Annotated in this window: 3 protein-coding genes; all 3 read left to right on the forward strand. The window is 44.0% G+C overall.

Features of this window, described 5'->3' with window-relative positions; genetic code table 11:
• Nucleotides 1–123 precede the first annotated feature (123 nt).
• The 3 genes from ACXAC4_RS01505 (at nt 124) to ACXAC4_RS01515 (ending at nt 24652) form a co-directional block, all read left to right on the forward strand.
• Complete coding sequence (locus tag ACXAC4_RS01505; protein WP_475158517.1) at nt 124–2310, forward strand: ATP-binding protein; 2187 nt, start codon at nt 124–126, stop codon at nt 2308–2310.
• A gap of 318 nt (nt 2311–2628) precedes the next feature.
• Nucleotides 2629–20583: an SdrD B-like domain-containing protein gene (locus tag ACXAC4_RS01510; protein ID WP_475158518.1), complete on the forward strand. Its 17955-nt coding sequence runs from the start codon at nt 2629–2631 to the stop codon at nt 20581–20583.
• A complete protein-coding gene (locus ACXAC4_RS01515) occupies nt 20576–24652 on the forward strand; it encodes an OmpA family protein (RefSeq protein WP_475158519.1) in 4077 nt (1358 codons plus the stop codon). Before ACXAC4_RS01510 ends, ACXAC4_RS01515 begins: the two co-directional genes overlap by 8 nt.
• Nucleotides 24653–24955 lie beyond the last annotated feature (303 nt).

Here is a 24955-nt window from a genome sequence, read left to right on the forward strand (position 1 = left end):
CTGTATTGAGAATTGCTGAATAATATTAGTGTAGAGTAAGGTTTTTACTCTATTAAATAGCTTTTAAATCATGTTTTTAAAGCTTAAACTCATCCTAATTTCCTAGTTCAAAATAAGTGGATTATGCAAGAGCTACATTTCGCGATGCCAATTATGTCGTTAACAGCGATTATTTCTGCTGGTGTGATGACCCTTAATTGGTTCATGTATCAGAGTGCCGATGGCGTTAAGCAATGGATGTACTCTATGCAGTTGATGGCACTGACCTGTTTGCTATTAATAGGGATTAGCTATCAGCCGGAAACCATTACTTTTGCAGCCCTTATTTGTTTATTTACGACTTTCTACTTCTTTGTTTCCGGTACCGAAAAATTCTTTAAAGTGGCACACTCTCCAAAATTATGGCTCGTGATAGGTGTGGTGTATTTTGGATTAACAATTTGGTTTAGCTTTATAGATTCAAATAGAGCAATGCGTTATATCGCCTCCTATTCTCTGGTATCAATAGCCATGGGCTTGTCTATTCGTTCATTGATGATTTGCATGCCTAGCCAACATCAGCGCACTAATTTGTCGCGTTGGGGGTTTTTGGTTTCATGCTTGTGTGTGTTTGCCGTTTTATCTATTCATTTATTAACATTAGATGCGCAGCCTGCGACAGCAGCATTAACGACTTTAAATACCAGTCAGGTGTTAGTGATTGCCGCAACGGTATGTTTGCCGATTATTTTATGTGTGGCGTTTAGTCTTTTATGTGGTGCACAGCAGCTTGAGAAAATGGCTGTTTTAGCGCAAAAGAATAAACAAGCCAGTTTGTTAAAAGGGCGTTTCTTAACCATGCTCAGCCATGAACTTAGAACCCCTCTGAATGCCATCGTCGGTCATGCTGATATGTTAAAACGCATACCGCGTGAACCACAAAAGCATGCGCAATTGTGTGATGTGATCAGCGAAGCTGCGCTTTCGTTGTCAGATTTGGCAAATCAAGTGCTACTTCAAGCCAAAGGCGAGCAAGTCACAGCTTTACTTAAGCCGACAAGCCTAGCTGAGCAAGCACAAACTGTGCATGAATTACTTTTGCCACTTGCTAAAAACAAAGACTTGAACTTTAAACTCCGTGTTGATGAACGCTTGAGTGAGCTTTACTTTCTAACAGACAAAGAATCTCTTCCGCTGATCTTAAAGAACCTTGTATCAAATGCGATTAAATACACAGACCATGGTGAGGTCGTTCTATCCGTCAGTATGCATGAGCAAAAAGTGCAAGCAGACGATACTCAGCAAGTCGTTAGGTTTTCAGTTTCAGATACGGGCGTAGGCTTAAGTCAAAGCGCACTAGATTATATTTTCGAGCCTTTTGCGAGTAGCCAACTTGAGCATAACATCAGTAATAGTGCAGGTTTTGGTTTGAGCTTGTGTAAGCAACTTGTAGAAAACTTAGGTGGAGAATTAACGGTGAACAGTGAGCTAAGTAAAGGTACTGTTTTTACTTTTGACTTAGTTCTGTCTTGTTGTGAGGCGCCAGAGCGAAGAGTAGAGCTAAGTAGCGTAAAGTCGCCTGCACAGCTCGCATCCAACCGCATTCTGATTGTTGAAGATAATCTATTGAATCAAGAGGTGCTTAAGCACTACTTACAAGATACCAAGATGCAGTGTGAGTACGTGAGAACGCTCAAAGCCGCGAGTGAGAGCATGGTTGATAATCAGTTTGATGTTATTTTACTCGATATGCATTTACCTGATGGTCACGGCCTAGAGTGGTGGCAAAGTTTACAAAGCCAGTATGAGCCAGCTCAGGCTCCGACTGTGATTGCACTGACAGGTGATGCTGATGAACAAGCACAACAAAGATATTTACAACAAGGTATTGCTTACTGCTTAGAAAAGCCGGTATCAGGCTCGACACTTTTATCTGTGCTGGAGCATGTGGGTACTGCACATACAACACAAATAAACTCTTTGCAGTTATTAGACGAAGCATTAATACACCGCTTGAATCAGCAATTTGATAGTCACTTTTTAAATACGAAATTAATGTATTTAGCGGATACTTTTGATTACGAGTTTGCTCAGTTGCAAGGTTTAGCAGATATTCAAGCTATCGATCAACTTGAAATAAAATTACAGACCTTAATACAAGAATGTATTGAGTTGGGCCTTAAAGCCCTCGCTCAGGCGCTTGAAGAAACCAATCAGGCCGTAAAGGCGAAGCAAGTAATTGATTGGCGCGCTTTACATCATTACGCAAAACAAAATGCACTTGCATTGCAAAATTATCAACAGAGAGTTGTTTCAGGTATAGGTAATTAGTCGACTTTTATGGTTAGAAACTTTGCTATATTCTGTTTTTTAGAAAGTATATAGAGCAGAGTCCACTGCTTTTTTCGGTTAAATAATGGCTAAATTACATATATTACAGCGTATTACATATTTATTAAAAAGTATTGCTTTTAAAGTTAACCCTCATCTCTAAATATTACTTAAAAATCAATTCCTACATATTATTTCCATAATTATCTGAAATTGTTTTAATTTTGTGCATATTACACTGGATTACACCCTCCTTTATCATTAGACTTTCCTGCTCGAATTGCGTTGTGTTTAATTTAGGTAAATTTGGTTCTAGGGATGTTCAGTAAGCTATTAAAGTTAATGTTATTGCCGCTTTTGTTTTTAGCGAGTTCGGTGTGGGCAGTAGATATTCAAATATCTACGTTTGAAGACATAGATACCACAGTGCCTCGTGGCGGAGAAGTCAGATATAACATCGAGTTTACTAACAGTGAAGAAGACACTGCAGAAAATGTTGTGGTTGAGTTCTTCATTCCAGAAACAACCAATTTTGTCTCGAGCACCAGTAGCTGCCAAGTGCAAGCCTACCTTGACGCGGGAAAATCACGAAATAAATTACGATGTGAGATGGGAAGCATAAGAGGGCGAACATCTGGCTCTTTGCAAATAACCATAATTACTACTGCTGCAACAGGCTTAACCATTGAACCTAGCGTACGTATTACTGCAGATAATGAAGACCCCTCTAAATTACTAAACAACGAAGAAACACAAAATACGTCAATCGTCGCGGGTGTTGATTTGGCTGTCACAACACTGACATCAGATCCATCGGATGTATACCTCAATCAAACTTACCAATATCGTGTTCAAGTTAAAAATAATGGGCCAGATGATGCTGCTAACGTGGTGTTAAAGCATACTTTACCAAGCTTTGCACAGTGGAACTCAGGAAGCAGCCAGACTTCAGGATGGGGCTGTAGTCGAACGAACCAAGTGATCACTTGTACTAAAGGTGCCTTGTCATCAGGGGAGAGTGCTTCACTAAGCTTCGCATCAAGTGTGACACAACTGGGGAGCGGAGTAGTAACGGCGAGTTCCGCGGTTTCAAGTGATACAGCCGAACTTGATAGCAGTGATAATAGTAAAACAGTTAACACAAGGCTAAAAGAGCATGCAGATCTTGCTGTATCTGTTGCAACAAAGATCCCAGGTTATTGGGGCATAGATCCAAATACGGCTCACAGTTATGAAATTACAGTTAGAAATTTAGGACCAAGCAGAGCATTAAAACCAATTATGACGTTCACTTTGAAAGATGGCGTTACCTTTCAGAGTGTTACACCTGCGACTGGGTGGAGTTGTAATCGGAGCGGGCAACAAGTTTCTTGTAGTGCAACTTCTTTAGATATTAATGACAGCGATGTCATCATTGTGCGTGCATTATCTCCTCAAGTTAAAGGTCAGTATGTCTCGACAGCTAAGATTGCTACTGACAGCAATGGCGGCTCTGTAGACCTAAATAGCCGTAATAACTCAGCGAATGGCACGATTAATGTTGTTATTCCACAGACTCTCAGTGTCAGCAAAACAATTGATGGGGGTAGAAACTCTTTTGTAAGTGGTGAGCAATTTACCTTTAAGATTACTGTGACTAATAGTGGAGATACGAAAGAGTTAATCAACTTAGAAGATACGCTACCTAACCAAGTGGCTTTAATTTCTCCACTAAGTTCAGCCGTTACTTCAGATGACTTTAATTGTTCTGTGTCTGGCCAAAAAGTAACTTGTTTGCCAAAAGTCGCATCAATAGCGAAAGACCAAACTAAACAAGTTCAATTAACGGTTAGGGCTGTTTCTGTTGGGAATAGTATTACTAATACAGCTACTGTGACACCAAAGACAGGAGATGCTGCAACAGGCAGTGTTTCTTTTAATGTCGCCTCAAGCGCAGCGAAACTTGTGTTACAAAAGACCTCTAACTTGGCTTGGAATAATAAGAATTACATGGGCCAAACATTCAACTATTATCTGCAAGTTGAAAATACGGGGGCAGGCGCAGCGTCGAATGTTGCGCTTCAAGATACGCTAAGCGACGGTTATATCCCGGTTAGCTTTATATCTCAACGCAATGTGAATGGTACATGGCAAACATCCAGTGATTGGGTATGTTCAATCGCTTCGCCAACATTGAATTGTACTGCAAGTTCTATTGCGGCTTATACCAAGACGCGTGTCGTGTTAACTGTAAGAGCGCCTTATAACAATCAGCTTCCTCGAAATACTTTTTCCGTAGGGTATGGCGGTAATAACTTCCAAACTTCATACACGGGTTGGGGCTTTCAACCAATTAACCCTGTTAAATTAAGTGTTTCTAAAACAAAGCGTGCGAAAGATACTAAGAATACTAAGTTAGTCGCTAAAGGCGCTTTGATAGAGAGCATTATTAAAGTAAAAAATAATGGCGAAGGTGCAACACAAGGTACATTAACACTCGAAGATGCGCTTAAAGACGGGGAACAGTATGTCAGTGCCAGTGGTAGTAATTGGTCGTGTACACATCGAGAGCCATTAGCGAACGGGACTGGTGGCATTGTTTCTTGTGTGTTTAGTAATAAATTACAGGCCGGTACTCAAACCAACAAGGTGACCATTACCACTCGGGCTGTGGCTGAAGGCACATTAACTAACATTGCGACAGCCAAAGATGTGGGTGGTTCAGAGGTTAGTGCACAAAAAACTAAATCAATAACAAGTTCGCAAACTGCAGACCTTGCAATATCAAAAACAGTAGATAAAACATCACTGTCAGCAACTGAGAGTGAGCTGAATTATACGTTAACAGTGAGTAATCTTTCAGGTTCAAATATCACTGGAAACGATATAAAAATTAGTTCAAATACAGGCAAAGCAGCCGTTTTGATAACGGATGACTTTACCGCAACGTTTAAATCGAAATACGACAGTCAAGTAACCGCTATTCGCTTTCCTAGCACAGTAACCAGTTCACGCGGTAGTCAATTTAGCTGTCAAAGCAAAGAGACAGGTAGCTTTGAAAATACCAAGACACAAATCTTATGTCATCTAGTCAAAAATGAAGTGTTTGCTGTTGGTGATCAAGTTCAAGTCCCAATTACTGTGGCGCGTCCATTTGTATTGACTAATGGGCAGGTTACCAATGAAGCCTCAGTATCATCAAATACTCATTTAGATCTTGAAACGGCAAATAATACGGCCCAAGTTGCAAGTAATGTTGCAGCTAAATTTGATGTCGCAGTCACTCAAGTGAGCTATGCGCAAAACCCTGTTAGCACAGGTGATAACGCCATCATGACCATTGAGTTGGCTAACCTTGGGGCGAGTAAAGCGTCAGGTGTTGAGCTAGTTCATACATTTACTAAACCGGCAGCGAATACATTTACTTTTATTAGTAGCCGCTTTTCAAGAAGCGGACAAAGCAATGTCTGTAGTTTTAATTCTGCGGTGAATAGGCTGACTTGTAATATCGGGGAGCTGGCAAGTAACGAGGCGCAAACAGTGGTTGTGACAGTTTTACCAAAAAGTGCTTCTAATCGAATGGATTGGCGACTTGATGGGACATCTGTGATCAGTGCTGACAATATGCAGTTTGATAATTTATCGGGTAACAACAGCAAATCTAAGGCCTTGCAAGTAAACACACGTACAGCAAACCTAAAAATTGAAAATAATGATATTGATGATCCGCTAGGTTGGTACCCAAGCCCAAGAGGATTTCCAGGCTCTCTTGATAACATTGTGGTGTATAAAGTTGACCTAGAATACTTAACTGATAACGATGGTAATACATCTGTTGCTAGTGGCGTAGGGTATGACTTTCAAGTAACCCCTAAGGGGGTCAATCAAACCCTTAAATTTTTATGTGATAGCGGTGCCAATAATACTTGCTCAGTCTCTCAAGCACGCTGTAGTAATACTGGGCAAAGTTTCACAGGGCAAACAACGTTTAACTGTAAAGGGCCAGAAAACAGCAGTGATAGCAGCTTAGAAGAGTATGAGCTTCGAGAAAATACCGCTGGCAATAATGCAATTTATACTCGCTATATGTTTTTTGAAGTGATCTCTCGCCCTTCGACTACCGGTGAAGTAGCAGAAACGTTGGCCACTATTTTCTCAAATGAAAAAGACAATGTATCTGCTAATAATAGCGAAGCTGAGAAAACCTCTATTCGAGTGGCTGTAGACTTATCCCTCACTAAAGAAGCATCTGTGCCTCAAGTTGCAGTGGGGAGTGAGTTTGAATATATCATTAAAGTAAGTAATGCAGGCCCGGGTGATAGCGCAGGCAACGTTGTTTATGATTATCTGCCAACTTACTTGAGCTTAAATGGTGCAGTCAGTACTTCTAAAGGGGTATGTACTGCAAGTCGAGCTACCGCACCTAGCAGCAGCCAAGTAACTGACTTTATTCGTTGTGATATTAATCTGATTGCGATGAATGAAACGCCAATTGAAATTCGTGTTCCCGTTAAGCTCAATAGTATGCCGAGTGGTGAACAAGTCGTGAATGAAGCATGGATTGAAACAAAAGGCTTTGATACCAATAAGACGAATAATCGAAACTCTGCGACTACGCCTGTAGTCAAAGGCATTATCTCAGGTAAGGTGTTTTTCGACTTACAAAATGATGGCGTATTTTCGAGTACAACAGACAATGGGTTAGCAAATATTCAAATCTTATTGAATGGTAACCTAGATGCTGGGGGCAGTATCACGCAAAAAAGTGTGATGACGAACGGAACTGGTGAGTTTTCTTTTACTGATCTTGCTCCAGGCACTTATACACTGACGCAACCTACCCAATCAGCCTTAAATCAATACCTAGATGGTAAAGATAGCCGCAGCGGTGAAATTTTAGCGAACAGTGAGAATAGCGATCTAATCTCAAATATTCGCCTTACAGCAGGTAGCTCATCATTAAATCATACATTTGCAGAGCGTGGCACTGCATCAGTAAGTGGTTATGTTTGGGTTGATGAAAATGATAATGGCTTTAAAGAGGCTACAGAAACTAGCGGTATCGAAAATGTCACCCTGACTTTAACTGGTACAGACATACGCAGTAAAAGTGTGACTTTAACTACTCAAACCAATGCGCAAGGCTTTTACCTTATTGATGGCTTTACTGGCGGTAATTACCGTCTGACACAAACTCAACCAAGCGAATACAATGATGGTTTAGAAAGTGAGGCAGGTGCTGTTATCGAGAATACGCGCGGCACAGATGTTATCCAGTTAGGAACGGTTACAAATAAAGCTAAGTTAGAAAATCGAAATTTTGCTGAATTATTAAAAGTGCAGCCTGCGAGTTTATCGGGTCGTGTATTTGTAGATGCTAATGAAAACAATATGTTTGATGGTGCAGAAGCTGGTATTCAGAATATTGTTATCCAATTAACAGGTACTGATCATACTGGTGCCACGATTGATAAGCGTGAAACAACCGACGCAGATGGCACTTATAGATTTAGCGATATTCAGCCTAGTAATGCCAGTGGTTATACACTAACGCAGCTATCACAAGATATTTTGGTCGCTAATTATGAAGATGGCGCAGAAAGTATCGCTTCATCTGTTGTTGCGCAACCAAGTGCGGGTGACAGCTTGAGTGTTAACCTTGCTTCAGGACAGACGCTATCTGAATATAACTTTGCCGAATTAACGCTTTCTAAAGAAGGCATTATCGCGGGTTACGTTTATATCGACAGTAATGATGATGGTATAAAAGCAAGCAAAGAGCAGGCACTAGAAAACGTACAGTTTACGCTTTCTGGTATAACCATCAGCGGTAAAGCAATCAGTAATGTTCAGGTTGTGAGTAATGCCTCAGGTCGATTTGAATTCACGGGTCTTGAACCTAGTAACTCAGAAGGTTACAAGGTGACGCAAACATCACCGCAACACTATGTAGATGGCCTTGAGCGTTTTAATCGCACAGAAGTGGCAGGGTCTCGCAGCACAGATGAAATCACGAAAATTACATTAACTCGTAAACAAACTCGTGAAGATCTGTATTTTGCTGAATTGATCCCACCGACCAATAAAAAGATCGTGGCGAAAGTGCTGTTTGATATTAATCAAGATGGTACTTTCAATGGCGAAGATACATGGCTACAAGGTGTTAATGTAACGCTTACTGGCACAAACGTGTTCGGTCAGCAGTTAAATATTACCCGAGCAACAGATCAAAATGGTGTTGTTGAATTTACTGAGTTACACCCTGCAAAAGTTGCTGCGCAATACACGCTAACGCAAGCTGTTGTTGCTGCGTATGCGGATGGTAAAGACTATTTAAATAGCATCGAAGTAGCTGATCATAGCGTTGATAAAGTTGTGATCACGACACTAAATTCAACACCGACTGTATTATTTACTGAAAAACCGAAAGTTGGTGATAGACAGGTATCCGGTCGCGTATTCCTAGACACGTTACAAGACGGTGAACTTGAAGATGCTGAGTTAGACAAAGCGCTTGAAAACATCACAGTTACGCTGACTGGTAAAGACAAGTTTGGTCGCGTGGTGTCACTAACGCGCACCACAGATGTGAACGGCCAATATACGTTCGAGAACCTAGTCGAAGCAAATGCTGATGGTTACTCTGTAGCTGCAACTTTCTCAGGCAAAACTGAAAATGAGAACGGTAAAGATTACCTTATCATTGGTGCAAACCGCACTGAGTCAAATACAGCAAACAGCATAGTTAAAGTTGACTTAACGGGTGCAAACAAATCAGCAACCGTAGATTTTACTGAAAAACTGAAGCCAGTTAATTACGAAGTATCTGGCCGTGTCTTCCTAGATACTTTACAAGATGGTGAACTAGAAGCTGCTGAGCTTGATAAAGCGTTAGAAAACATCACAGTGACCCTGACAGGTAAAGACAAGTTTGGTCGCGCTGTGTCACTAACACGCACCACAGATATTAATGGTCAGTACACGTTTGCAGACTTAACAGAAGCAAACAAAGATGGTTACAGCGTGACAGCGACACAGTCAGGTCTTGCAAACCACCAAGACGGTAAAGACTACTTGGTTATAGGTGCAAGTCGCACTGAATCGCAAACAGCAAGCAATACGGTTGTAGTTGATTTAACTGCTAATACACGTTTAGCAACCGTGGACTTCACCGAGCAGCTAGGCACAATTCCTTATTCGATCTCAGGTCGCGTATTCTTAGACACGTTACAAGACGGTGAACTAGAAGCAGTTGAACTAGATAAAGCACTTAAAAACATCACGGTCACGCTAACTGGTAAAGACAAGTTCGGCCGAGCGGTGTCACTAACGCGCACTACTGATGTGAATGGCCAGTATGCATTCGATAACCTAGTCGAAGCCAATGCTGATGGTTATACCGTATCAGCCGCATTCTCAGGAAAGTCAGAAAATGAGAACGGTAAAGATTACGTAATCATAGGTGTTAATCGCACAGAATCAGATACTGCAAACAGCACAGTTAAAGTAGATTTAACGGGTGCAAACAAATCAGCAACCGTAGATTTCACAGAAAAACTGAAGCCAGTTAATTACCAAGTATCAGGTCGCGTATTTCTAGACACGTTACAAGACGGTGAACTAGAAACGGCTGAACTAGATAAAGCACTTAAAAACATCACGGTCACGCTAACTGGTAAAGACAAGTTTGGTCGCGCTGTGTCACTAACACGCACCACAGATATTAATGGTCAGTACACGTTTGCTGATTTAACCGAAGCGAATGCTGATGGTTACAGCGTGACAGCGACACAGTCAGGTCTGACAAATCACCTAGACGGTAAAGACTACTTGGTTGTAGGTGCAAATCGCACCGGATCGAAAACGGCAAGCAATACGGTTGTAGTTGATTTAACTGCGAATACACGCTCAGCAACAGTGGACTTTACAGAGCAGTTAGAGCCTGAATCGCGCAGTATTTCCGGTCGCGTATTCCTAGACACGTTACAAGATGGTGAACTAGAAGCTGCTGAGCTTGATAAAGCACTTAAAAACATCACAGTCACGCTGACTGGTAAAGACAAGTTTGGTCGCGTGGTGTCACTGACGCGCACTACAGATATTAATGGTCAGTACACGTTTGCTGATTTAACCGAAGCGAATGCTGATGGTTACAGCGTGACAGCGACACAGTCAGGTCTTGCAAATCACCTAGACGGTAAAGACTACTTGGTTGTAGGTGCAAATCGCACCGGATCGAAAACGGCAAGCAATACGGTTGTAGTTGATTTAACTGCGAATACACGCTCAGCAACAGTGGACTTTACAGAGCAGTTAGAGCCTGAATCGCGCAGTATTTCCGGTCGCGTATTCCTAGACACGTTACAAGATGGTGAACTAGAAGCTGCTGAGCTTGATAAAGCACTTGAAAACATCACAGTTACGCTGACAGGTAAAGACAAGTTCGGTCGCGTGGTGTCACTTACACGCATCACAGGTGCGAACGGTCAGTACACGTTTGCAGACTTAACAGAAGCAAACAAAGATGGTTACAGCGTGACAGCGACACAGTCAGGTCTGACAAATCACCTAGACGGTAAAGACTACTTGGTTATAGGTGCAAGTCGCACTGAATCGCAAACAGTAAGCAATGCAGTTGTGGTTGATCTAACAGCGAATACACGCTCAGCAACAGTGGACTTTACAGAGCAGTTAGAGCCAGAATCGCGCAGTATTTCCGGTCGCGTATTCCTTGATACCTTGCAAGATGGTGAACTTGAAGCTGCGGAGTTAGACAAAGCACTTGAAAACATCACAGTGACTCTGACAGGTAAAGACAAGTTTGGTCGCGCGGTGTCACTAACGCGTACCACAGATATCAATGGTCAGTACACGTTTGCAGACTTAACAGAAGCAAACAAAGATGGTTACAGCGTGACAGCAACGCAGTCAGGTCTGACAAATCACCTAGACGGAAAAGACTACTTGATTGTTGGTGCAAATCGCACCGGATCGAAAACGGTAAGCAATGCAGTTGTGGTTGATCTAACAGCGAATACACGCTCAGCAACAGTGGACTTTACAGAGCAGTTAGAGCCTGAATCGCGCAGTATTTCCGGTCGCGTATTCCTAGACACGTTACAAGATGGTGAACTAGAAGCTGCTGAGCTTGATAAAGCACTTAAAAACATCACAGTTACGCTGACAGGTAAAGACAAGTTCGGTCGCACGGTGTCACTAACACGCACTACAGATAGGAACGGCCAGTACACGTTTGCTGATTTAGCTGAAGCGAATGCTGTTGGTTACAGCGTGACAGCAACACAGTCAGGCCTGACAAATCACCAAGACGGTAAAGACTACTTGGTTGTTGGTGCAAATCGCACTGAATCGCAAACTTCAAGCAATACAGTTGTAGTTGATCTAACGGCTAATACACGCTCAGCAACCGTGGACTTCACTGAGCAACTTGGCGCAATTGCTTATTCGATCTCAGGTCGCGTATTCTTAGACACGTTACAAGACGGTGAACTTGAAGATGCTGAGTTAGACAAAGCGCTTGAAAACATCATAGTCACGCTGACTGGTAAAGACAAGTTTGGTCGCGTGGTGTCACTAACGCGCACCACAGATATCAATGGTCATTACACGTTTGCAGACTTAACCGAAGCAAACAAAGATGGCTATTCAATCACAGCTACATTCTCGGGTAGCGCAGCGCATAAAGTTGGTAAGTACTATGTTGCCATTGGCACAAATCGCACTGACTCAAAGGTTGATAGTAGTACAGTAACTGTCGATCTTACTGGCGCGAACAAGTCAGTGATCATAGATTTCACAGAAAAGCTAAAACCAGTTAATTACGAATTATCAGGTCGCGTATTCCTAGACACGTTACAAGACGGTGAACTTGAAGCTGCTGAGCTTGATAAAGCACTTGAAAACATCACAGTGACCCTGACAGGTAAAGACAAGTTTGGTCGCGCTGTGTCACTAACACGCACCACAGATATTAATGGTCAGTACACGTTTGCAGACTTAACAGAAGCAAACAAAGATGGTTACAGCGTGACAGCGACACAGTCAGGTCTTGCAAACCACCAAGACGGTAAAGACTACTTGGTTATAGGTGCAAGTCGCACTGAATCGCAAACAGCAAGCAATACGGTTGTAGTTGATTTAACTGCTAATACACGTTTAGCAACGGTGGACTTCACCGAGCAGCTAGGCACAATTCCTTATTCGATCTCAGGTCGCGTATTCTTAGACACGTTACAAGACGGTGAACTAGAAGCAGTTGAACTAGATAAAGCACTTGAAAACATCACAGTTACGCTGACAGGTAAAGACAAGTTCGGTCGCGTGGTGTCACTTACACGCATCACAGATGCGAACGGTCAGTACACGTTTGCAGACTTAACAGAAGCAAACAAAGATGGTTACAGCGTGACAGCGACACAGTCAGGTCTGACAAATCACCTAGACGGAAAAGACTACTTGGTTGTAGGTGCAAGTCGCAATGAATCGCAAACGGTAAGCAATACAGTTGTGGTTGTTCTAACAGCGAATACACGCTCAGCAACAGTGGACTTTACAGAGCAATTAGAGCCAGAATCGCGCAGTATTTCCGGTCGTGTATTCCTTGATACCTTGCAAGACGGTGAACTTGAAGCTGCTGAGTTAGACAAAGCGCTTGAAAACATCACAGTGACTCTGACAGGTAAAGACAAGTTTGGTCGCGCGGTGTCACTAACGCGTACCACAGATATCAATGGTCAGTACACGTTTGCAGACTTAACCGAAGCAAACAAAGATGGCTATTCAATTACAGCTACATTTTCGGGTAGCGCAGCGCATAAAGTTGGTAAGTACTATGTTGCCATTGGCAAAAATCGCACTGGCTCAAACGTTGATAGTAGTACAGTAACCGTCGATCTTACTGGCGCGAACAAGTCAGTGATCGTAGATTTCACAGAAAAATTGAAGCCAGTTAATTACGAAGTATCAGGTCGCGTATTCCTAGACACGTTACAAGACGGTGAACTAGAAGCAGTTGAACTAGATAAAGCTTTAGAGAACATCACAGTAACTTTAACGGGTAAAGACAAGTTCGGCCGCGCGGTGTCACTTACACGCATCACAGATGCGAACGGTCAGTACACGTTTGCAGACTTAACTGAGGCAAATGCTGATGGTTACAGCGTGACAGCGACACAGTCAGGTCTGACAAATCACCTAGACGGTAAAGACTACTTGGTTATAGGTGCAAGTCGCACTGAATCGCAAACAGTAAGCAATGCAGTTGTGGTTGATCTAACAGCGAATACACGCTCAGCAACAGTGGACTTTACAGAGCAGTTAGAGCCAGAATCGCGCAGTATTTCCGGTCGCGTATTCCTTGATACCTTGCAAGATGGTGAACTTGAAGCTGCGGAGTTAGACAAAGCACTTGAAAACATCACAGTGACTCTGACAGGTAAAGACAAGTTTGGTCGCGCGGTGTCACTAACGCGTACCACAGATATCAATGGTCAGTACACGTTTGCAGACTTAACAGAAGCAAACAAAGATGGTTACAGCGTGACAGCAACACAGTCAGGTCTGACAAATCATTTAGACGGTAAAGAGTACTTGATTGTTGGTGCAAGTCGTACTGAATCGCAAACAGCAAGCAATACGGTTGTAGTTGATTTAACTGCTAATACACGCTCAGCAACAGTGGACTTTACAGAGCAGTTAGAGCCAGAATCGCGCAGTATTTCCGGTCGCGTATTCCTAGACACGTTACAAGACGGTGAACTTGAAGCTGCTGAGCTTGATAAAGCACTTGAGAACATCACAGTTACGCTGACTGGTAAAGATAAGTTCGGTCGCGCGGTGTCACTAACGCGAACCACAGATATCAATGGTCAGTACGAGTTTGCAGACTTAACCGAAGCAAACAAAGATGGCTATTCACTCACAGCTACATTCTCGGGTAGCGCAGCGCATAAAGTTGGTAAGTACTATGTTGCCATTGGCACAAATCGCACTGACTCAAAGGTTGATAGTAGTACAGTAACTGTCGATCTTACTGGCGCGAACAAGTCAGTGATCATAGATTTCACAGAAAAGCTAAAACCAGTTAATTACGAAGTATCAGGTCGCGTATTCCTAGACTCGTTACAAGACGGTGAACTTGAAGCTGCTGAGCTTGATAAAGCACTTGAAAACATAACCGTTACGCTGACTGGTAAAGATAAATTTGGTCGCGCAGTGTCGCTAACCCGCACCACAGATGTGAATGGACAATATGCGTTTACTGATTTAACCGAAGCGAATACTGATGGTTACAGCGTGACAGCAACACAGTCAGGTCTGACAAATCATTTAGACGGTAAAGACTACTTGGTTGTAGGTGCAAATCGCATCGGATCGCAAGCTTCAAGCAATACAGTTGTGATTGATTTAACTGCTGGTACACGTTTAGCAACAGTGGACTTTACAGAGCAGTTAGAGCCAGAAGAACGCAGTATTTCTGGCCGTGTATTCCTAGATACCTTACAAGATGGTGAACTTGAAGTAGCAGAGCTAGACAAAGCCCTTGAAAGCATCACAATCACGCTGACAGGTAAAGACACCTTTGGTCGCACTGTATCGCACACTCAAGTGACTAAAACAGACGGTACTTATTCATTCATAGGTTTAACAGCGGCGAATGATGACGGTTACACGGTAACAGCAGCGCAATCAGGAATTTCTAAACAACTAAATGGTCAAGATTATTTAATCTTAGGCGCTGCGAAAACAGCCTCAAATACAGCTAACAATTCAGTCATTGTGGCATTGTCAGGTAACACAGAGACAGCAGGCGTTGATTTCACTGAGATGTTAGCTGATGAAGATCGTCGTATAACTGGTCGTGTGTTCTTAGATACTCAACAAGACGGTGAGCTTGAAGCGGCAGAGCTAGATAAAGCACTCGAAAATATTACAGTCACACTGACAGGTAACGACATCTTTGGCCGCTCTGTATCTCGCACTCAAACAACCCAAACGGATGGTATTTACACATTCACAGGTTTAACGGCGGCTAATGATGCAGGTTATAAGCTTCAAGCGAGTTCTGGCGGTTATGTGAATGGTAAAGATTATCTAACCACATCAGGTGTAACGACTATATCTGACATGTCTGACAATGCCGTTCTAGTAAAGTTAAGCGGTTCGAATGAGCAAGCAACGGTTGATTTCACTGAATTACCAAAAGCAGGTGAAGGTAGTATTACCGGCCGTGTATTCTTTGATGCTCAGCAAGATGGTGAGTTAGAAGCTGCTGAATTAGATAAACCGCTATCGGCTGTGTCAATCTCACTTGTAGGTACAGATATTTATGGTCGTACCGTAACGTTCCAGACGCAAACCAATGAGCTAGGTCAATTTAACTTCACCAACTTAACTGCTGCGAATGATGCAGGCTACACAGTTACAGCGGGATATGGTGGCTTTAGCAATGGTCTTGATTACTTAACCATCGCAAGGTCAACAACCCAGCTAGATGCAGGGAATAACGCCATTGTAGTTAAGCTAACTGAAACAACGCTGACAGCAAATATTGACTTCACTGAGCAACCTAACGATGGCGCTAAAACGATCCGTGGCTCTGTGTTTGTTGATACCGAGCAAGATGGTCAATTAGAGGCTGCTAAAGGCGATACCGCATTAGCACAGGTAATTGTGACTCTTACAGGTCGAGATCAATATGGCCGTGACGTCAATCAAACTGCGCAAACTGATGCCGAAGGTAGCTTTGAATTTACCCGCTTACATGAAGCAGATAGCGCAGGTTATGTGATCACACATGCACTTGTGTCGCCATATCGTGATGGTTTTGATTACCAAGATGGCGCACGCACAGCGAAACAACCTGACACTGAGCACACCCATGGTATTCGCTTTGAGTCACAAGAGACGGTTGTGTATGACATGACAGAGCGCTTACCTGCCAATGAAGGGGTTATTTCTGGACTATTGATTGTCGATATTAATCAGAACGGTCGTTTCGATGAACAAGATATTGCTATTAGTGATGCTCAGATCACGTTAACGGGTAAAGATCTATTAGCGCGTGATGTGTCTCTATCGGTGCAAACAGATGCACAAGGTCGTTTTGAATTTACGCAATTATTTGCATCAAATAATCAAGGTTATCAAGTCGCGCATCAACAAGTTGCGCCTTACTTAGACGGGCTTGATTACCTAGACGGAAAGCAAGTTGACTCAACAGATGATGTGATTGCAAATATTACCATCACTGCGGCGTCACGTACGTCATTGTTACTAACCGAGCAGTTGCCTGAAAACACCGCTAAGATATCGGGTCGCGTGTTTGTGGATATTGCTCAAAATGGTGTATTTGAAGCACAAGACGTCGTGCTAACTCAAGTAACCATAGAACTGTCAGGTCAAAATGTATTAGGTCAAAGCGTATCGCTTACTACCCAGACTGATGAGCAAGGTGACTTTAGCTTCGAGCAGTTGTATGCATCTGATGCTGCGGGCTATCAAGTAAGCCAAGTACAGCCTGCACAGTATGTTGATGGTGCTGATTACTTAAATTCGCAACGTATTTCAGAGCAAAATGATCTGATTTCTGATCTGGTTCTGAATGCGGGTCAGCAGCAAACGTCGCTGATTTTCACTGAGCAATTTAATGAATTAGGCAGTATTGCTGCACAGGTTTATTTAGATGCGGATCAGAATGGTGTGCCAAGTGACACTGAGCTAGGCCTACCAGCTGTTACTGTGACATTAGTCGGGACTGATATTTATGGTCGTGAAGTCTCGCTTGAACAGTCAACAAATGAGCAAGGCATTGTTAAGTTCGAAGGGCTTGCTGCCAGTGACACGCAAGGTTATGTGTTAATCCAGTCTCAGCCGGAAGGTTACTTTGATGGTAAAGAGTCTGATCAAGGCGAAGTACTTGCTGAAAATAACGATCAGATCAGCATCACACTTACGTCTGAGCAACAAAGAACTGGGCTTGCCTTTGCTGAGCTTGAAGCGGGTAGTATTGCCGGTCATGTATATGTCGATAGTGATAACAGCGGTACATTTACAAGTGATGCAGATCGTGCCATCCCTTATGTGGCATTAACGCTAAAAGGTAGTGACTTATTTGGTCAGCCGCTAGAGCGTCAGGCTCAAACTGATATTGATGGCGCATACCAGTTTACTGGCTTACCGCCAAGTGATGGCAACGGGTATCAGGTAAGCCAAGCACAACCTGAGTTCTACCTTGATGGCTTTGATTATATTGCTGGCGTCGTTGTTGAAAATTCAACGCAAACAGATGTTATTTATGTTGGCACATTAAAATCAGCACAGCAGATCAACAACATTGACTTTACAGAATCTTATGGTCTTACTGTGATGGGCTATGTGTTTGTTGATAAACAAGACCAAGGTGTTTTAACGCTGGCAGACGATATGTCAGAGATTGCAATTGCCAACAGCGAAATCACGCTCACAGGCTATGACTACCGAGGTCAGTCGGTTGAAGTGACCACCACCACCGACGAAAACGGTCAATATCGTTTTGAAAAACTTGCACCGAGTGACGAGCAAGGTTATGCGATTTCGCAGACCACTCAGCCAAGCGATTACATTGATGGTTCTGAGTCACTTAACGAAGAGGTGTTTGCCAACTCGAAAGGTCGCGACGACATCTTTACGGTAGAGCTAAAAGAGTTACAAACCTTCGGTATGTATAACTTTGCTGAGCTACCTCGTGCTTCATTAGCAGGCGCTGTATACGTTGATAGTAACGAAGACGGTGTGATTAATGACTCTGAGCAGTTACGTGTTGGCAATGTTGAGATCACCCTTGAAGGCACAACCTTAGAGGGTGAAGCCGTGAACCTGACAGTGCGCACTGATGAGCAAGGTGAATACTTGTTCGACTACCTTCGTCCTGGCCAATACAGCATTACCCAAACTCAACCATCAGCATGGCTAGACGGTGAAGAGCAACTTGGTTCATTAGGCGGTGAAGTCGGTCAGGATACCTTCACCAATATCAATTTAGAGCTTGGCGTAAAAGGCTCGGGTTACTACTTTGCTGAACGTGGTAGTCACCTAAGCGGTACGGTTTATGTTGATTTAAATGACAACGGCACCCAAGAAAGTAATGAGCTGGGTCTTGCGAATACACAGCTAGTTATTTCGGGTACCGACTTAGACGGTCAGCCTGTGCAACGTGAAGTACTGACAGACGGGTATGGTCGTTACCAGTTTAAGCAACTACCACTGAGTGGTGGTGAAGGCTTTACTATCACCGAAACACAACCTGAGAATACTCAAGATGGTCTGGACAGCATTGGTAGTATTGGCGGTGTTCAAGAGCAAAATGACGAGCTGAAGCACATTCAGATCAGCGAGCACGTTACTCATGGCGTTGACTATAACTTCGGTGAGCAACTGATGGACCCGGCGAGTATCAGTGGTCTAGTGTGGCTCGATAAAAACCATAACCGTGCCAAAGATGACAACAACGGTCAGTCGGGTTGGATAGTCGAGCTATTACTTGACCCGCAAACGGGTGAAGCAAATCCATTAGACGAAGAGCCGTTGGCAACAACGACTTCGGATGAAAATGGTCGCTACACGTTTGCAGGCCTACCAGTTGGTACCTATGAAATTCGTTTCCGCCACCCTCAAGGTGGGGTTATTTACGGCACGCCAGTGACTGATGATCCTGACGCATCGAGCGAAAAAGGCACCATCTTAAACCTTCGCTTAAGTGCTGGTGAAGAGGTCGACAACCAGTCATTACCTATCGATCCATCGGGTGTGGTTTACGATGCGCAAACGCGTAAGCCAATTCAAGGTGCGATCGTGAAGATCATCGGCCCTGCAGGCTTTGAACCAGATCTACACTTGGTAGGGGGCAGTGCGAACGTTGAACAAACGACCGCAGAAGATGGTTTCTATCAGTTCTTATTCTTTGCACAATCACCAACGGGTATTTATCGTTTAGAAGTTACTGAGCCGGTTGGTTACTTAGCAGGGGGCTCAACACAAATCCCTGTGTGTGAAAACACCTTAACCGCGGGTGCGAGTGAGTTACCTATATTGGTGCATTTTGAAGAGTTGGTACCACAGTTAGATGCACCAATTCACGATCCGAGCGCGTGTGTGGCGCATTCAGATCAGATCACTCAAAACAACAGCAGTACTCAGTACTATCAGAGCTTCTATATTGACCCTACGTTGCCATCTGGCAATGTGGTGAATAACCATATTCCGCTCGACCCGTACGGTGATGACATGGTGCAGGTAAGTAAAACGGCATTAAAACAAGATGTGGTGATTGGTGAGCTAGTGCCTTATCAGATCAGCTACAAGAACCGCTCTAGTGAGACATTAGCACCACTTTCTTTAATCGACCAACTACCTGCTGGCCTGAAATATGTGCCGGGTAGTGCCCGTGTTGATGGTTTTGCCAAAGAGCCTGAAGTACTTGGTCGCGTACTACGTTGGCACAGTTACAGCCTTGCTCCTGAGCAAGTGATAAACATCGAGCTGATGGTTGTGGTGGGTAGTGGTGTAAGCCAAGGCACTTATATTAACCAAGCATGGAGCGAGTTTATTGGTGGTCAGCATTCACTTGATAGCGGTTGGCGTATTTCAAATATTGCCACTGCAGCTGTACGTGTTATCCCAGATCCGGTATTCGACTGTAGTGACTTGAGCGGTAAAGTATTTAATGACCTTAACCGTAATGGCTATCAAGATGGTGATGAAAAGGGTCTACCTGCAGTGCGTTTAGCCACTGCGCAAGGTTTGTGGATCACCACCGACGAGCATGGTCGTTATCACCTAGCCTGTGCCGATATTCCAAATGCGGTGCGTGGTAGCAACTTCATCGTTAAGGTCGATGAGCGCAGCTTACCGTCTGGTGTACGTATTGTGTCTGAAAACCCACGCGTAGTGCGTTTAACGCGTGGTAAATCACAACAAGTTGATTTTGCTGCCAACATTCACCGAGTGGCGCGTATTCAACTGACGCCAAGCGCGTTTGTTGAAAGCAAACTTGCTAATGATTACGAAACACGTTTAGTGGCATTACTCGATGCACTAGATACGCGTCCAACGGTGATCCGCGTGGCCTATCAGGCCAAGCCATCACTTCAGACCGATCAACAACTGAATAACTTAAAGCACTGGCTAAGCGAACAAGCTGAGCTCAGAGAATTACAGCTAACTATAGAAACAGAAATGACCCCAGTAGCAATTCCTACCTTGTCTTCTCTAACTAAGGAGACAAGCCATGACTAAATTACCTTCATTAAGCCCAATTATGCTTGGGCTAGTTTTGGGCCTGCCTGCTTATGTGCAGGCTGAGGAAGCGCAACCCGTATTACCTAAAGCTGGGGTGGCGAAAAACACCGAGCAAGTGTTAGTACAAAAACACTTTGTATTTCATGGTCTAGCCGCACCAACCCCTAAAACGGTGCAAGAAGACTATAAAGAGCAAAGCGATCATAAAGCGGAGTTTGTGAAAGAGTCGGCCATTCGCTTCGTATCGGGCAAGCATTACTTAACCGGCTCAACACGTCGTGAAATGAACCGTATTGTGGACTTTTTACGTGGTAAAAAGCAGCTGCGTATTCATTTCATTGGTCATGCCGACTCACAACGCTTAAGTCCGAGAGCGAAGAAGATCTATAAAACCAACCAAGGTCTGTCTGAGCACCGAGCGAAAATTGTGTCCGAGTTCTTCCGTCAGCAGTTAGAGCTTGATCCGTCGGTGATCACCACAGAAGGTCGCTCTAATCACGAACCAGTCGCAGATAACGGCACGCTTGAGGGGATGGCGAGAAACCGCCGCGTAGAAGTCATTGCCGTCTACATTGAAGAAAAAACCAAAACTCGTGAAGTAATGGGAGCTATGCCAAGTCGTGATCTGGTTTGTCAGGGCGCGCTTGCTAATGCAGCACCTATGATGATCACATTAGATGGTGAAGCGTTTTCTGATCAAGACAGCAGTAATAACGCTGATGAACAGCGTTGTGCTGACGTTGCATTAGCCAACATGCAACTGCAACTGAAATACGACCCAATTAATCTTATTCCGCGTTTGAGTGTGCAGCATGCACTCACTAAGTCGGGCAGTACCCTGATGATGCACTTGCGTGGTTACAGCAACTACGATGCATTTATTGATTATGCTGAAGTGCAGATCATGGCACCAGATGGGCGTTCAATTTTAACCAAGGTTAAGTTAGACAAAAACCACAATGGTAAATGGCGACTACCGAGCAACTTGCTAGGTATGAGTTTGCAGTATCGCCTGCGTGTTTACGACAAACACGGTCGCTACGACGATACACAAATGCAGCAAGTGGACTTTAGACCACGCTTTGCGGTCGAAGCTGAAAAAGTTGATGGCTACTTGATGACCGCCTACGGTGAGTCGCAGATTGCACAAAAGAATATCAAGCTTAATGGCGGCATGTTAACTCTGTACGGTGAGCAAGTGCCAGATCGCCATAACGTGTATTTCTTAGGGCGCACCGTCGCCATTACCCGTGAGCGCAAGTTTGTGCATCAACAAATCGTCCATACCGGTTTCCATCGTGCCGAAGTGGCGGTTCTTGATGGTGAAGGCAACGGTCATTTAATTCACCGCGACTTGGAGCTGCCAGAAAGCGATTGGTTTTATGTGGCGATGGCTGATCTGACACTGGGTCAAAACAGTCATAATGGGCCTGTTGAGCTACTTTCTAGCGATCACAATAAAGATGGTAACTTATTCGCAACGGGTCGTTTAGCTGGTTACATCACAGGTAAATGGCGCGACGAATACAAGGTCACTGCGCGGATCGACACCCAAGAGCAGCCAGTCAATAAACTGCTCTCAGGGTTACATGAAAAAGATCCGAATAGCCTGTTCCGTCGCTTAGAAGAAGAGCAACACCCAGCCGAATATGGCGATGATTCAGTGGTGCAAGATGATGCGCCTTCAAACGGTAAGGTGTATTTAAAAATCGCCAAAGATGACTCGCACGTGATGTGGGGTAACTTCTTTACTAAGATCCAAGATACCGAGCTGGCGCGAGTTGAGCGCGGCTTATACGGTTTACAAACTCAGTATCAGAGCGAAGCAAAAACCAGTTTTATGGATGCAAGCACCCAAGCGCAAGTGTTTGTTGCTCAAGCTGAAACCATGCCTGCATTTGAATCTCATCGCGCGACAGGTGGTTCACTCTATTACTTACAGCATCAAGATATTGTGCGCGGCTCAGAGCAGCTTGCCATTGAAGTACGTGACAAAACCTCAGGCTTAGTACTAGTCAGGCGCTCGCTGATGGCTGGGCAAGATTACGACATTGATGCGTTGCAAGGCCGAGTTATTCTAAATCGCCCGCTGTCTTCATTTGAACAAGACGACCTGGTGGTACGAGCCGCAGCCATGGATGCCAATCCGGTATTCTTAACGGCGCAATACGAATTTACCCCTGGTTTTGATGAGCTCGACAACCTCTCTTACGGTGCGCGTGTTAGTCATTGGCTAACCGAGCAAGTCAAAGTTGGTGCGACACTGAGTGAGCAGCAACTCGATAGTCATGATGACAGCTTATATGCCCTAGATACCACTTATCGATTGAGCGAGCACAGCTATGTAAAAGTTGAAGTCGCCCAATCAGAAGGCATTGGCGAAACACTGAACTCATTTAATGGCGGCATGAATTTTAATCCGGTGCAATCGGGCATATTACCTGTAAAAGCCAATGCGCAGCGCATTGAAGCGGCATTCTCTCTGGCCGACTTATTTACTCAAAATAATGATGAGGCAGAAGAGGCATCTCGTCTGCAATTCTTTTGGCAGAAAATGCAAGCGGGCTTCTCGGGCGTAGGCCAAACCAGCCGCACTGATACCACACTTGCGGGTATTAAAGGTGAGTTTGAGCTCAGTGATGACACACAGTTAATCGTCAAAGCCGATCAAAATAAACAACAAGCGCTTGAACAGCGTCAAGCAGTAGAAGTGAATGTTGCCCATCAGGTGAATGACAATTGGCAAGCAACCGCGGGTATTCGCCACGACGATAGAGAGCCGTTACAGGCGCTTGCTGATTCAACACCTTCGCCGCTCAACCTAGATCAAGGTACGCGCACCGATGCGGTTGTTCAACTCGACTACCAAGGTGCAACAGATTGGCAGGCCTATGGTTTTGTACAAGCTACTTTGAATAGTGAGTCGAGCAGGTTGCGTAATAATCGTGTTGGCTTTGGTGGTGAAATTCAGCTGACTGAAAAATTGGCTCTCAATGGTGAAATCTCTGACGGTAACTTGGGCTTGGCTGGAAAAGTCGGGGTCAGCTATGACTATGCGCCAGAAAGTAACCTCTATGTTGATTTTAGTGACGACCCTGATGGCGGCATGATTACTCAAGGCAAACAGAAAAATTGGGTAACGGGTGCTAAGCATCGCTTTAACGACAGCACTAGCATGTATGCCGAGCAGTTATGGCAATCACAAGCGCAGCAGCAAGGACTAACTCACGCCTATGGTATTGATCATCAAATCAATAGTCGTTGGCTGGTCGGGGTGAACTTTGAGACGGGTGAATTAGAAAGTGATACCAGTAAAGTGCAGCGCGATGGCACAGGACTTTCAATTAGTTATACTTCGCCGATTTTCCAGTGGCGCAGTGCCATTGAATATCGTGAAGATCAAGACACCACTCAAACTCGCACGTCTTGGTTAACGCGTCAAAACTTACGTGCCAACATAAACGAAGATTGGCGCGCACAATTGCGCTTTGATTGGGCGAAGAGTGATTCATCTCAACAAGCCGAAGTGGGCGCGTTGAATAGCGACTTTACTGAAGCACAGTTTGGAGTTGCATATCGACCATTAAAAGCGAGCCCTTGGTCGGGACTTGCGTCAGTGACTTACCTCGAAGATTTAGCACCCGCAGGGCAGCTAAATGGTATTGGCCTTGATAATACACCACAGCAACGCAGTCGAGTTTGGGCAGTGGACGTGAATTATCAGCTCACACCTAAATGGCGTTTCGGTACTAAACTCGCTGAGCGTCATGGTGAAATGCGTATGCGTGATGGCAACAGTCCATGGTTCGACTCAACTGCATCACTCCAAGTGTTTAGAGCCGACTACCATTTACAGCATAACTGGGATGCTACATTAGAATGGCGCCGTTTGGCCGTAGACTTGGCACAAGATCAACGCGAAGGCGCTTTAATTGGTATTCATCGCCACATTGGTGAACACATGAAGTTAGGTGTGGGCTACAACTTTACCGATTTCTCTGATGATCTCACTGATTTAGACTACGACTCAAAAGGTTGGTTTATCAACATAGTGGGTAAATTCTAAAGTAGGCAAAAAACTCTCTGATTGGCTGCTTAATCGCGGCCTTTTTTGTAGCTCGTCGTTCACGGCGACAACTAGAATTTAGGTTCTGTGCTTTGTCGGGCTAAAGCCGCGACCTACAGTTAAAACAAGCACTTGAATTTTAGGCGCGATTTTATATCGCGTATTGGTGTTTATACCGCGCTTTAATGCAGGTCGTCGATTACGGCGACAACTGGTTTGATAGCAAAAACCTAGTTATTTTCGCTGCAAACTAAATTGTTTATAAAAGCTTCATCTTGATAGTTAGGTCATTATTCAGAAGTG

The sequence above is a fragment of the Pseudoalteromonas sp. AWM4_233 genome (assembly GCF_056158285.1).